This is a genomic window from Caulobacter sp. AP07, assembly GCF_000281955.1.
Taxonomy (GTDB): Bacteria; Pseudomonadota; Alphaproteobacteria; order Caulobacterales; family Caulobacteraceae; genus Caulobacter.
In genome coordinates, this window is record NZ_AKKF01000292.1 from 1 (window position 1) to 11668 (window position 11668).

Here is an 11668-nt window from a genome sequence, read left to right on the forward strand (position 1 = left end):
GGGAGAGGGTTTGGTTGGGCGCATCTAGGCGCCCACCGCCAGGTCGTCGGCGTGGATCATCGGACCCTCGGTGAAGCCCAGCTCGGCCTCAATGGCGTCGGAGCGCAGGCCGGCGATCTTGTGGGCGTCGGCGCTGTCGTAGCGGACCAGGCCCCGGGCCACCTCGCGGCCGGCCTCGTCGCGGACCCGGACGGCGTCGCCCTTGTCGAACGGGCCCTCGACGGCGCGGACCCCGGCCGACAGCAGGCTCTTGCCCTTCAGCAGGGCGGCGGCGGCCCCGGCGTCGACGGTCAGCCAGCCCTGGGGGGCCAGGGAGCCGGCGATCCAGGCCTTGTAGGCGGCGGCCGGGCTGGCCCCCGCCTCGATCACCGTGGCCAGGGCCCCGTCCTCGATGGCCTTCAGCGGATGCGGCCGCGAGCCCAGGGTGATCAGGGTGGCGCAGCCGGCGGCCCGGGCGATGCGGGCGGCGGCGATCTTGGTGGCCATGCCGCCGGTGCCGACCCCGGTGGCGGTGTTGGCGCCCTCGGCCATGGCGGCGATCGCCGGGGTGATCTCGCTCACCCGTTCGATATGGGTGGCCGTCGGGTCGCGGCGCGGGTCGGCGGTGTAGAGGCCGTCGATGTCGGACAGCAGCACCAGCAGGTCGGCCCCGACCATCTGGGCGACGCGGGCCGCCAGACGGTCGTTGTCGCCGTAGCGGATCTCCTCGGTGACCACGGTGTCGTTCTCGTTGACCACCGGCACCACGTTGAAGCCGATCAGGGTCTCGGCGGTGGCGCGGGCGTTCAGCCAGCGGCGGCGCACCTCGGTGTCGTCGCGGGTCAGCAGGATCTGGGCGGCCACGGCGCCGTGCGGCTCCAGGGCCTCTTCCCAGGCCCGCATCAGCACCGACTGGCCGGCGGCGGCGGCGGCCTGCTTCTCGGGCAGGGTGAGGGACTTGCGGCTGTTGAGGCCCAGGCGGCGGCGGCCCAGGGCCACCGCGCCCGACGACACCACCACCACCTGCTGGCCCCGGGCCCGCAGGACGGCGGCGTCGGCGCAGAAGGCGCTCAGCCAGGCGCGGTCGGGCGCGCCGGTCTCGGCGTCGACCAGCAGGGCCGAGCCGACCTTGAAGACGATCCGCCTGGCCGCCGACAGCGCTCCCCCTGAAGCGCTCACTAGGGTTGCCAGCCGCCGGGGGTTTCTTCCTCGGGCGCCTCGTCGACCGCCGCCTCGGCGGGGGTCTCGCCGCGCCGGATGCGCACCTGGGTGAAGGCGGCGCGCAGCAGCTCGGTGACGCCCTCGCCCGACACGCCGGAGACCATCATCGGCTTGGTCCCGGAGATGGCTTCCAGCTCGGCGCGCTTGGCCTCCCGGGTCTCGGGGTCCAGCGCGTCGACCTTGTTCAGCGCCAGGATCTCGGACTTGTCGGCCAGTTCGTCGCCATAGGCCTCGAGCTCGGCGCGGATGGTGGTCCAGGCCCCGGCGATATCATCTTGAGTGCCGTCGACCAGGTGGATCAGCACCGCCGAGCGCTCGACGTGGCCGAGGAACCGGGTGCCCAGGCCCGCGCCCTCGGAGGCGCCCTCGATCAGGCCGGGGATGTCGGCCATCACGAAGCGCTCGCTGGTCGACAGGTCGACCATGCCGAGGTTGGGGGTCAGGGTGGTGAAGGGATAGTCGGCGATCTTCGGCTTGGCGGCGCTGGCGGCGGCCAGGAAGGTCGACTTGCCGGCGTTGGGCAGGCCGACCAGGCCGACGTCGGCGATCAGCTTCAGCCGCAGCCAGACCCACAGCTCCTCGCCGTCCTGGCCGGGGTTGGCGAACTTCGGGGCCTGGTTGATCGGGCCCTTGAAGTGCAGGTTGCCCCAGCCGCCGTTGCCGCCCTTGGCCAGGCGCAGGGTCATGCCCGCGGTGTCCATGTCGGCGATCAGGGTTTCCTTGTCCTCTTCCAGCACCTGGGTGCCGACCGGGACCTTCAGCACGATGTCGTCGCCGGCCGCGCCATGGCGGCCGCGACCCATGCCGTGGACGCCCGTCCCGGCCTTGAAGTGTTGCTGATAGCGGTAGTCGATCAGGGTGTTGAGGCCCTCGACCGCCTCGATCCACACGTCGCCGCCACGCCCGCCGTCACCGCCGTCGGGGCCGCCGTATTCGATGTACTTCTCGCGTCGGAACGAGACCGCGCCGCCGCCGCCGTTTCCGGAGCGGACGTAGATTTTGCACTGGTCCAAGAATTTCATGAGCGTCTTTTGTCTTAAGGCGGCTTTCCCGTCGAGCCGAAACGGCTTTCGTGGCCCCTCACAAGCCCTTGAAAGTCCCGATTTCCGCCGGATCACGCGGGGCCGCGACGGGCCGAACCGCGTTCGGTTCGTGACGAAATGTTAAAACTGACAATGCGACAACAGACCCTGGGCGAGAATCCGGATCTCAAGGCCCATCTCGGGGGAGGCTGGCGTTGGCGAACAATCAGGACGTCAGTAAAGAATTCTTGCAGGATCTCGCGGACCTGACCCTTCCGACCCTGTGCCGGAAGTACGCCAACGAGGCGTCGGTGCACCGCAACATCCTGATGAGCCGCGGCACCGGGGTGACCGGGACCTGGCGCGACTTCCGCTGCTTCCTCACCGACATCGGCCAGCGGCCCTCCAGCGATCACGGCCTGGTCCTGCTGAACCGCAACGAGCGCACCTACGGCCCGGGCCGGGCGCGCTGGATGACCGCCGAGGAGCAGGCCGCGCACGAGGCCGAGTTCGACCGCCAGCAGGCGTCGAAGAACCGCGAGCAGCAACAGCTTCTGCACCAGGCCGCCGCCATCCAGCGGGCCAAGGCGCCCAACGCTCCGAACTTCGGCCAGTGGACGCCGATGGCCGGTCGCCAGGTCAGCTATACCGAGGTGGCCAAGCGCCTGGCGATCCCGGTTAGCGCCCTGTCGAAGACCATGGCCGAGGGCCGCAGCGCCGACGAGTTGCTCAAGCGCTCGGGCTCGGCCCAGGAACTGATCAATCCGGACCTCCAGTGGCTGCCGCCGGACCCGGTCCGCAAGGCCGGCTTCTTCGAGGCGTTCCGCATCTGGCACATGCAGGTCCAGCCGCAGTTCAGCCGGGCGGCCACCCCGACCTTCCTGTTCCTCTACATCGCCCTGCCGGTGATGAAGGAGTGCCGGGACGAGCTGATGAGCCTCAGCCTGTGGAACCCGCTGGGCCAGCGGGCCATGAACGCCCGCGACGGGCACATCGCCTGGAAGAAGTACTGCGAGTTCATGCCCCGGGCCCAGGTGGCCATGATGGAGATCCCCATCTACGCCACCTATTCGCTGCTCAGCGACCTGGACCCCCTGTGCGAACGCATCATCACCGCCGAGAAGCGCTTCCGCGAGGGCCCGCAGAAGGTCGTCGCCACGCACCGGGCGGCCTAGCCTAGGCCAGCCACACCATCATCCGCGTCGGCACGCTCTCGCCGCGCGCCGCCGAGGCCTTGTGCTCGACCACGCCGGTATAGAGGAAGCCGGCGTTGATCAGCACCTGGCCGGACGCCGGGTTGTCGGCGAAGTGGCCGGCGACGACCACCTTCTTGCGCCAGTCGCTGCGGGCCCAGGCCAGGGCGCCGCGCGTCGCCTCGGTGGCGACGCCCCGGCCCCAGTAGGGGCGGCCGATCCAGTAGCCGACTTCCAGGTGGCCGTCGGCGGGCGTGAAGAAGCCCATGACGCCGACCACGCCCTCGTCCTCCAGCTCGATGACGAAGGTGGTGTCGTGGCGACGGTCCTGGGCCTGGCAGCGGGCCACGAAGCCGTCGGCGTCGGCGCGGCTATAGGGCCAGGGCATGCGGGTGGTCATCTTGGCGATCGCATAGTCGCCGCAGAACTCGCCGATGCGCGCGGCGTCGTCGATTCGCGGAGTCCGCAGCGTCAGCCGCCGCGTCTCGATGATGGGACCTTTTTCGATCACGCACATCTGGCGCGCCTCCCGTGCTCGGTCCTTCTAGGTGGGGACCGTGACGCTCGGATTTCAGACCCGGGTTCAAATTAGGGCCAATAAATTCCTGAGCGCGGACAAAACAAAAGCGGGGAGTCCGGCGTTCCGGACTCCCCGCTTCGGTTCGTCTGTCCGGATCGTCTTTCTTGTGGAAAGCGCGACCCGGTCTCTACGCGTTTCGCGCTATTCGGCGGCCTGGGCCGGAGCGGCGACGTTCACGTAGGTGCGGTTGTTGCGCTTGGTGATAAAGCCCACCGCGCCTTCGATCAGCGCGAACAGGGTGTGATCCTTGCCCATGCCGACATTGGCGCCCGGATAGAACTTGGTGCCGCGCTGGCGGATGATGATGTTGCCGGCGAGCACCTTCTGGCCACCGAACTTCTTCACGCCAAGGCGGCGGCCGGCGGAGTCGCGACCGTTGCTGGACGAGCCGCCTGATTTCTTGTGAGCCATAGTGGCCTCCTAGTTCCTAAATCCGGTTTCCCCCTCTGACTAAGGAGGTGAGACCTGGATCGAGTTAATCGTTCAACGAAACCCGTGAGGGTCTCAGGCTTCGGCTTCCGGAGCAGCTTCGGTCGCGGCCTTCTTCGGCGCGGCCTTCTTCTTCGGAGCGGCGGTTTCGGCCTTCACCGGCATGCTCGGGATCGTCGCCGGGACGGCGGCGTCACCCAGGCCGCGGGCGCGGGCGTTGAGGATGACCTTGGGGGTCAGGTCGATGACGCCTTCCCACTTGGTTTCCTTGCCGCCGCCGGCGACCGAGGTCACGCGGACGACCGACTCGGTCTGGCGGTGGCCACGGGTGCGGCGATAGCCTTGGCGGCGGATCTTCTTGAAGATCTTGACCTTCTCGCCCTTGCGGGTTTCGAGGAGGGCGCCGGTGACGACAGCTCCTTCAACGAGCGGGGCGCCGACCGTCACGGCCTCGCCTTCGCCCAGCATCAGGACTTCGCCGAAAGCGACTTCCGAGCCCGGTTCACCGTCCAGCTTTTCGACAACCAGCAGGTCGCCGGCTTGGACCCGGTACTGCTTGCCGCCGGTTTTGATCACCGCGTACATAGGTTAGCGCCTTAAGAAACGTGCGTTCGCAAAATTGGGAACGCCCGCGAGGAAACCCAGCGGGCGAGGGGGCGGACTTATACAGCCGACGACCTGTGAGTCAACGGCGAGATGAGACATTCCGGCGCCTGGCTCGCGCTTGGTCCGTGACTCCCGCGAGTCGTAAAGAGGACTGGCGTGTTACAATGTAACAGTCTAAAGGGTCAGGGGTGAACAGCACCTTCTTCGCCTCCGTCGCCGCCACCGGGTTCGCCGTGGCCTTCCTGCACGCCGCCCTGCCGACGCACTGGCTGCCGTTCGTGCTGGTCGGCCGCGCGCAGAAATGGAGCACGGGCCGCACCCTGGGGGTCACCCTGCTGGCCGGCCTGGGCCATGTGAGCCTGACGATCGTGCTGGGCCTGGCGGTGGTCGCCGCCGGCCTCGTCGCCCAGCCGCACGTCGGCGGCTATTTCCACTGGATTGTCGGCGGCCTGATGGCGGCGTTCGGCGTCTTCTATCTGGTGCGCGGCCGCCACAAGCACGCGACGATGGACAAGAGCCGCAAGTTCGCCTCCGACCGCGCGGCGATCACCGCCCTGGTGGTGCTGCTGACCCTGTCGCCGTGCGAGGCCTTTCTTCCCTATTATCTGGCGGGCATGGAGCACGGCGTGGCCGGCTTCGTCACGCTGAGCGTCGTGCTGCTGGCCGCGACCTCGGCCGGCATGCTGATCTTCACCGGCCTCAGCCTGGCCGGCTTCAACCGCCTGGGCCTGGCGCGGCTGGAACAGTACGAGGAGATCATCCTCGGGGTGGCCTTGATCGCCATCGGCGCGGCCGTGGCGTTCCTGAAAACCTAAGCGCCTTCCGTCCGGCCCTCATCGCCCCTAAATAGCGGCCATGACCCAGTCTTCTCCTTCCTTGGCCGCTCCCGCTCCCGGCAAGATTCCCGTCACCGTGCTGACCGGCTATCTCGGCGCCGGCAAGACCACCCTGCTCAATCGCATCCTCACCGAGGAGCACGGCAAGCGCTACGCCGTGATCGTCAACGAGTTCGGCGAGGTCGGCATCGACAACGACCTGGTGGTCGGGGCCGACGAGGAAGTGTTCGAGATGAACAACGGCTGCGTCTGCTGCACGGTGCGCGGCGACCTGATCCGGGTGCTGCAGGGCCTGATGAAGCGGAAAGGCGGCTTCGACGCCATCATCGTCGAGACCACCGGCCTGGCCGATCCGGGCCCGGTGGCCCAGACTTTCTTCGTCGACGACGACGTCAAGGCCCGCACCTATCTCGACTCGGTGACCGCCGTGGTCGACGCCAAGCACATCCTGCTGCGCCTGGGCGACAGCAAGGAGGCCGTCGAGCAGATCGCCTTCGCCGACCAGATCGTGCTCAACAAGACCGACCTGGTGTCGGAAGACGACCTGCGCCACGTCGAGGCCCGCATCAAGCGCATCAACCCGCTGGCCCCCATCCACCGCGCCCAGCGCTCGAACGTCCCGCTGGACGCCATCATCGGCAAGCACAGCTTCGACCTGGAGCGGATCACCGAACTGGAGCCGGAGTTCCTCAATCCGGGCCACGGCGAGGCCGGTCACGTGCACGACGAGCACTGCGGTCATGACCACCACCACCACGACCATGGCCACGTGCACGACGAGCATTGCGGCCACGACCATCACGGCCACGACCACAAGAGCGACATCCACGACGACGGCGTGAAGGGCATTTCCCTGACGCTCGACCGTCCGGTCGACGGCCAGAAGATCACCGTCTGGCTCAACGAGCTGCTGGCCAGGCGCGGGCCCGATATCCTGCGGGCCAAGGGCATCATCGACGTCCGGGGCGAGGAGCGCCGCCTGGTGTTCCAGGCCGTGCACATGATCCTGGAGGGCGACTTCCAGCGGGCCTGGACCGACAAGGACAAGCGCTACAGCCGCATGGTGTTCATCGGCCGCGACCTGGACGAGGCCGAACTGAAGGCCGGGTTCGAGGCGACGGCGGCTTAGGGGGCAAGTCCGCCGCCGCCCCGCCCAAGCAAAAGCCCCGGAAGCAGCGCTTCCGGGGCTTTCTCATGTCTGGGCTAGTGAAGGTCTTCGTTGATGATCCCGATCCTGGTCCAGCCGTCGACGTGAACCTGGTTGAGCACGCCCATGAAGGCCTCGTAGGGCACATCGGCCTGGGCGCTGATCATCACCCGCTGGTCTCCGCGCGGTCCGGCCTGGCCGCTGGCGGCGAACCGGGCGCTCAGATCGTTGGCCAGGGTCTCCAGGCTGGTCGGCCGGCCGGCCAGGAACAGCGCGCCCGAGGTCTGGATGGCGATGAACACGGGTTCCTGCCGCGCGACCTCCTTCGAGGCCTGGGGCAGGTCGATCGGGAGGGCCGTGGTGGCCATCGGCACGGCGACCATGAAGATGATCAGCAGCACCAGCAGGACATCGACGAAGGGCGTGACGTTGATGTCCGCGTTCTGCCGCACCGCATAGCGCCCGCCGCCGCCGCCCGAGAGTTTCGCCGCCATCGCCCGTCTCCCTTCCGAACCACCAGGATCAGTTGAAGTTACAGGTGTAGTTTGTCGGCTTCCGCGCGTTTGTAAAGCGCTAAACTACGGACGTAAAAAAGGGGCCGGACGCTGGCGTCCGGCCCCTGATTTTCGCGCTGATCGTGGAAGCGTCCTAGTGGATGTCTTCGTTGATCAGGCCGACCTTGTACCAGCCGGCGGTCTGCAGTTGGTTCAGCACGCCCATGAAGTCGGCATAGGCCACGTCTGCGTCGGCGCGGACCATGACGCGCTGGTCGTCCTTCGGGCCAGCCTGGTCATTGGCCACGAACTTGGCTTCCAGGTCGAACTGCAGGTTGTCGAGGCTGGTCTGCTTGTCGGCGACGTACAGCGCGCCCGACTTCTGGATCGAGATGAACACCGGCTCCTTCGGCTTCGGCGCGTCCGGCGGCGGGATCGTCGCGGGCGGAAGGTCGACCTTGATCGCCACGGTGGCCATCGGCACGGCGACCATGAAGATGATCAGCAGGACGAGCAGGATGTCCACGAAGGGCGTGACGTTGATGTCCGCGTTCTGACCGAGGGAGTAGCGACCGCCACCACCGCCAGAGAGTTTAGCCGCCATAGCCTGACTGTCTCCCAAGGGCCGCTACAGGCGCGGTCCCGCAATTGTTAGATGGCCACGTCTGGCTCAGACGGGCGACGAAGTAAAGCCCGACGACGCGGCGCAATGGCAACCCCTTTTGTGAGTCTTTTTGGCCGAACGCCGTTCAGATGGGCCTTTCCCGGGCCCTGACTCTCGTGAGGCGCGACTAGGCGCCCGCCCTGGAGCGGGGTATGGCGCGCGGATGATCTATTCCTTCGACGCCTATGTCACCGCCGCCCTGTTCGACCGCGCCGACCGCGCGACCTTCGCCCTGGGCGACGGCACGGTCCGATTCGAGACCGCCCATGAAAACGGGGAGGCGGGTTTCGTCACCGTCGAGGCGCACGCCGGCGCGGTTCTGAGCGCCGCCGTGCATCCCTCGGGCCGGGGCGTGGTCACCGGCGGCGACGACGGCAAGGTGGTCTGGAGCCGGGTCGAGGGCGACGAGGTGGCCGCCACCCTGATCGCCGAGGTCAAGGGCCGCTGGATCGAGCATGTGGCCACCAGCGCCGCCTCCGGCCTGATCGCCTTCACCGCCGGCAAGGAAGCCCACGTCCGCGACGCGGCCGATCCCAAGTTCCTGCGGGTCTTCCCGCACGAGAAGACCGTGTCCGGCCTGGCCTTCGACCCCAAGGGCAAGCGCCTGGCGACGGCCGGCTATGGCGGGGTGTCGCTGTGGTGGGCGCGGATCGAGGGCCAGAAGCCGCAACAGCTGAAATGGGCCGGCAGCCACATCGCCGCCCTGTTCAGCCCGGACGGCAAGTTCCTGGTCTCGTCGATGCAGGAAAGCCAGCTGCACGGCTGGCGCCTCTCCGACAACAAGGACATGCGGATGGGCGGCTATCCGGCCAAGATCAAGAGCCTGGCGTTCTTCGACAAGGGCAACCTGATGGTCACCGCCGGCGCCAACGGCGCGGTGGTCTGGCCGTTCGCCGGGGCCAACGGCCCGATGGGCAAGGAAGCCGCCGAGATCGGCTTCTCGCGCGACTCGCTGGTGGTGCAGGTGGCGGGCGTCGAGGCCCTGCCGGTGGCGGTCGCCGGCCAGGACAACGGCAAGATCTGGGCGGCGCACATGCGCTCGGGCCGCATCGAGACCCTGAAGGCCGAGAAGGGCGCGGCGATCAGTTCGCTGGCGGTGTCGGCCGACGGGACGCGCCTGGCCTGGGGCGACGAGGACGGCGAGGCGGGGGTGATCGCCGTGCCGGCGATGGAGACGCGGTTCTAGTTTCAAGAACAGCTAGAGCGCGCTCAGCACCTCGACCATCGCCGCCACCGTTTCCAGATCGGTGTCCCGCAGCCCGTCCTGCACGAAGCCCAGCCTGTAGGCGCGGTCCTCGTGGCCCTGGCCCAGGCCGTAGGTCATCGGGCCGCTGCACGAGCCATGCACCTCGACCACCCCGGTGCGGGCGATCAGTTCGGCGACGTTGGACGGCTTGACCCCGCCGCCGGCCAGGATGGCGATGCGGCCGTCGGCCTGCTCGACCAGTCGGGCGATCGTCTCGGCCCCGGCCATGGCGTTCAGCGCGCAGCCCGAGGTCAGGATACGCTCGAAGCCGAGGTCGATGGCGGTCTCCAGCGCGGCGGACGGATCGGGCGTCAGGTCGAAGGCGCGGTGCAGGGTGACGCCCAGGCCCTCGGCATGGGCGACCAGCATGGCCAAGGCCTCGGCGTCCAGCTCGCCCGACGGCAAGTTGGCGCCGATCACCACCCCGGCCAGGCCCGCGGCCCGCGCGGCGTCGATGTCGCGGAAAATGGCGTCCAGGTCGCCGGCGTCATAGACGAAGTCGCCGTGGCGCGGCCGGATCATCGGATAGATCGGGATCGGCGCCTCCGCCGCGATGGCCATCAGGCCGGGCGCCGGGGTCAGGCCTTGCAGCGCCAGGGCCGAGCACAGCTCGATCCGATCCGCGCCGCCTTCGATCGCCGCCGCCAGTCCGGCGGGCGTGTCGACACAGACTTCCAGGATCACGCGCTTGGACATCTTCGCCTCTTCGGGAGCCATGATTTTAAGCAGGAGCATGGCGGGCGCCGAAACCGGTATCCACTTTCGGCCGCCACGCTCTAGGATTCGCAAACGGCGTTCTTGGAGCACACCCATGCTGAATCGCAGAGGCCTAATCGGCGCCTCAATGGCCGGATCCGCCTTGCTGGGCGCCGGCGCCGCGTCCGCCGACGAAACCGGAACCCGGCTGTCGAAACCCTGCGTGATCTCGACCTGGGACTTCGGCGTGCCGGCCAACCAGGCGGCCTGGGCGGTGCTGTCCAAGGGCGGCCGCGCGCTCGACGCGGTCGAGGCCGGGGCGCGGATTCCCGAGCAGGACCTCAAGAACCACAGCGTCGGCCGGGCCGGCTATCCCGACCGCGACGGCCATGTCTCGCTGGACGCCAGCATCATGGACGAGCGCGGCAATTGCGGCGCGGTGGCGGCGCTGGAACACATCGCCCACCCGATCTCGGTGGCCCGCGCCGTGATGGAGAAGACGCCGCACGTGCTGCTGGTCGGGGCCGGCGCCCTGCAGTTCGCCCAGGAGCAGGGCTTCCCGCGCGAGGAATTGCTGACCCCGGAATCCCGCGCGGCCTGGGAGGCCTGGCGCAAGGACGCCAAGTACCAGCCCAAGGCCAACAGCGAGGTCGGCGACTACGGCAAGACCTCCGGCCAGCTGGGCGCGCCGGGCGGCAAGGGCAACCACGACACCATCGGCATGCTGGCTCTCGACGCCCAGGGCGACCTGGCCGGCGCCTGCACCACCAGCGGCATGGCCTGGAAGCTGCGCGGCCGGGTCGGTGACAGTCCGATCATCGGCGCCGGGCTCTATGTCGACAACGAGGTCGGCGCGGCCACCTCGACCGGCGTCGGCGAGGAGGTGATCCGCAACGTCGGCAGCTTCCTGGTCGTCGAGCTGATGCGCCAGGGGCGCTCGCCGCAAGAGGCTTGCAAGGAGGCCGTCGCGCGCATCCTGAAGAAGAAGCCGGCCGCCAAGGATATCCAGGTCGGGTTCCTGGCGATCAACAAACAGGGCGAGGTCGGGGCCTGGGCGATCCAGAAGGGCTTCACCTACGCGCTGTGCGACGCCGCCAGCCAGGACCGGCTGCTGCCGGGACCGAGCTTCTACTGAGGATCAGGCGACAAGGCGCGGCCTCGCCGTGGCCGGGGACATGCACTCAAGGCAGGGCCTGGCCCAGATCGCGAGGCGCTCGATATGAGTGCGTGTCCCCTTCGTCGTCCGCTGAGTTCGGGTTTCACGCCCTTGTTCGGGAAGAAGATCTGACGCCGCGGATGACGGTGGGGACACGCACTCACCCTGGAATTCAGGGATGATCTGGCCAGGCCTTGCCGTGAGAGCGCGTCCCCGGCTAGGCGGCTTGTCCTCGGCGGATAGCGAATAGAGTTCAGCAATTTCAGAAGCTTGAACTTTCTCAGCCTAACTTGTCCTCACCCCTTCCAGCCTCACCGATACTGCTCGCACCTGAAGGCACGGGGAGGGCGCACGTACGGCGACCGCTGCGGCCTTCGGGGGTGGTCGAGCGGGAAGCGC

Annotated in this window: 13 protein-coding genes; 5 read left to right on the forward strand and 8 right to left on the reverse strand. The window is 68.3% G+C overall.

What is annotated here, in order from left to right; all coding sequences use genetic code 11:
* Positions 1-24: 24 nt before the first annotated feature.
* Both proB and obgE read right to left on the reverse strand, forming a co-directional pair.
* Positions 25-1170, reverse strand: a complete 1146-nt coding sequence (gene proB, locus PMI01_RS24120) for a glutamate 5-kinase (RefSeq protein WP_035038260.1) — start codon at positions 1168-1170, stop codon at positions 25-27.
* Positions 1158-2222 carry a GTPase ObgE gene (obgE, locus tag PMI01_RS24125; protein WP_007675703.1) on the reverse strand — a complete coding sequence of 355 codons (1065 nt, stop codon included), beginning with the start codon at positions 2220-2222 and terminating at the stop codon, positions 1158-1160. Before obgE ends, proB begins: the two co-directional genes overlap by 13 nt.
* Positions 2223-2470: 248 nt before the next feature.
* Between obgE and PMI01_RS24130 the strand changes: the two genes are divergently transcribed.
* Positions 2471-3397 (forward strand): hypothetical protein, encoded by a 927-nt coding sequence (locus tag PMI01_RS24130; protein WP_238537118.1) that lies wholly within the window; start codon positions 2471-2473, stop codon positions 3395-3397.
* A 1-nt stretch (position 3398) separates the two neighbouring features.
* On the opposite strand, the gene PMI01_RS24135 is transcribed toward PMI01_RS24130, so the two are convergent.
* The 3 genes from PMI01_RS24135 to rplU all read right to left on the reverse strand — a co-directional run bounded on the left by PMI01_RS24135 (position 3399) and on the right by rplU (position 5009).
* On the reverse strand, positions 3399-3932 hold the full coding sequence (locus PMI01_RS24135; protein WP_007675707.1) for a GNAT family N-acetyltransferase: 534 nt from the start codon (positions 3930-3932) through the stop codon (positions 3399-3401).
* Positions 3933-4136: 204 nt separating this feature from the next.
* Complete coding sequence (rpmA, locus tag PMI01_RS24140) at positions 4137-4406, reverse strand: 50S ribosomal protein L27 (protein ID WP_007675708.1); 270 nt, start codon at positions 4404-4406, stop codon at positions 4137-4139.
* Between the two features lie 93 nt (positions 4407-4499).
* Positions 4500-5009: a 50S ribosomal protein L21 gene (gene rplU / locus PMI01_RS24145; protein ID WP_007675709.1), complete on the reverse strand. Its 510-nt coding sequence runs from the start codon at positions 5007-5009 to the stop codon at positions 4500-4502.
* A gap of 209 nt (positions 5010-5218) precedes the next feature.
* Here rplU and PMI01_RS24150 point away from each other — a divergent pair, with 209 nt between their 5' ends.
* Both PMI01_RS24150 and PMI01_RS24155 read left to right on the forward strand, forming a co-directional pair.
* Positions 5219-5845, forward strand: coding sequence for a hypothetical protein (locus PMI01_RS24150; RefSeq protein ID WP_007675710.1), 627 nt, complete (start codon positions 5219-5221; stop codon positions 5843-5845).
* Between the two features lie 40 nt (positions 5846-5885).
* Positions 5886-6995, forward strand: a complete 1110-nt coding sequence (locus PMI01_RS24155) for a CobW family GTP-binding protein (RefSeq protein WP_007675713.1) — start codon at positions 5886-5888, stop codon at positions 6993-6995.
* 74 nt (positions 6996-7069) lie between these two features.
* On the opposite strand, the gene PMI01_RS24160 is transcribed toward PMI01_RS24155, so the two are convergent.
* A complete protein-coding gene (locus PMI01_RS24160; protein ID WP_007675714.1) occupies positions 7070-7507 on the reverse strand; it encodes an ExbD/TolR family protein in 438 nt (145 codons plus the stop codon).
* Positions 7508-7661: 154 nt separating this feature from the next.
* Positions 7662-8111 carry a biopolymer transporter ExbD gene (locus tag PMI01_RS24165; protein ID WP_007675715.1) on the reverse strand — a complete coding sequence of 150 codons (450 nt, stop codon included), beginning with the start codon at positions 8109-8111 and terminating at the stop codon, positions 7662-7664.
* 223 nt (positions 8112-8334) lie between these two features.
* Between PMI01_RS24165 and PMI01_RS24170 the strand changes: the two genes are divergently transcribed.
* Positions 8335-9357, forward strand: coding sequence for a WD40 repeat domain-containing protein (locus PMI01_RS24170; RefSeq protein WP_007675716.1), 1023 nt, complete (start codon positions 8335-8337; stop codon positions 9355-9357).
* Between the two features lie 12 nt (positions 9358-9369).
* Here PMI01_RS24170 and PMI01_RS24175 read toward each other — a convergent pair whose 3' ends face one another.
* A complete protein-coding gene (locus tag PMI01_RS24175) occupies positions 9370-10113 on the reverse strand; it encodes a copper homeostasis protein CutC (RefSeq protein ID WP_007675717.1) in 744 nt (247 codons plus the stop codon).
* A gap of 115 nt (positions 10114-10228) precedes the next feature.
* On the opposite strand from PMI01_RS24175, the gene PMI01_RS24180 reads away from it, so the two are divergent.
* Entirely contained in the window at positions 10229-11248 is a 1020-nt protein-coding gene (locus PMI01_RS24180; protein WP_007675720.1) for a N(4)-(beta-N-acetylglucosaminyl)-L-asparaginase, read from the forward strand.
* Positions 11249-11668: the final 420 nt, after the last annotated feature.

Bases quoted from the DNA above. Each gene is read 5' to 3' on its own strand.
- obgE (WP_007675703.1), bottom strand. From the start codon at position 2,222: ATGAAATTCTTGGACCAGTGCAAAATCTACGTCCGCTCCGGAAACGGC.
- PMI01_RS24135 (WP_007675707.1), bottom strand. From the start codon at position 3,932: ATGTGCGTGATCGAAAAAGGTCCCATCATCGAGACGCGGCGGCTGACG.
- rpmA (WP_007675708.1), bottom strand. From the start codon at position 4,406: ATGGCTCACAAGAAATCAGGCGGCTCGTCCAGCAACGGTCGCGACTCC.
- rplU (WP_007675709.1), bottom strand. From the start codon at position 5,009: ATGTACGCGGTGATCAAAACCGGCGGCAAGCAGTACCGGGTCCAAGCC.
- PMI01_RS24155 (WP_007675713.1), top strand. From the start codon at position 5,886: ATGACCCAGTCTTCTCCTTCCTTGGCCGCTCCCGCTCCCGGCAAGATT.
- PMI01_RS24160 (WP_007675714.1), bottom strand. From the start codon at position 7,507: ATGGCGGCGAAACTCTCGGGCGGCGGCGGCGGGCGCTATGCGGTGCGG.
- PMI01_RS24165 (WP_007675715.1), bottom strand. From the start codon at position 8,111: ATGGCGGCTAAACTCTCTGGCGGTGGTGGCGGTCGCTACTCCCTCGGT.
- PMI01_RS24170 (WP_007675716.1), top strand. From the start codon at position 8,335: ATGATCTATTCCTTCGACGCCTATGTCACCGCCGCCCTGTTCGACCGC.
- PMI01_RS24175 (WP_007675717.1), bottom strand. From the start codon at position 10,113: ATGTCCAAGCGCGTGATCCTGGAAGTCTGTGTCGACACGCCCGCCGGA.
- PMI01_RS24180 (WP_007675720.1), top strand. From the start codon at position 10,229: ATGCTGAATCGCAGAGGCCTAATCGGCGCCTCAATGGCCGGATCCGCC.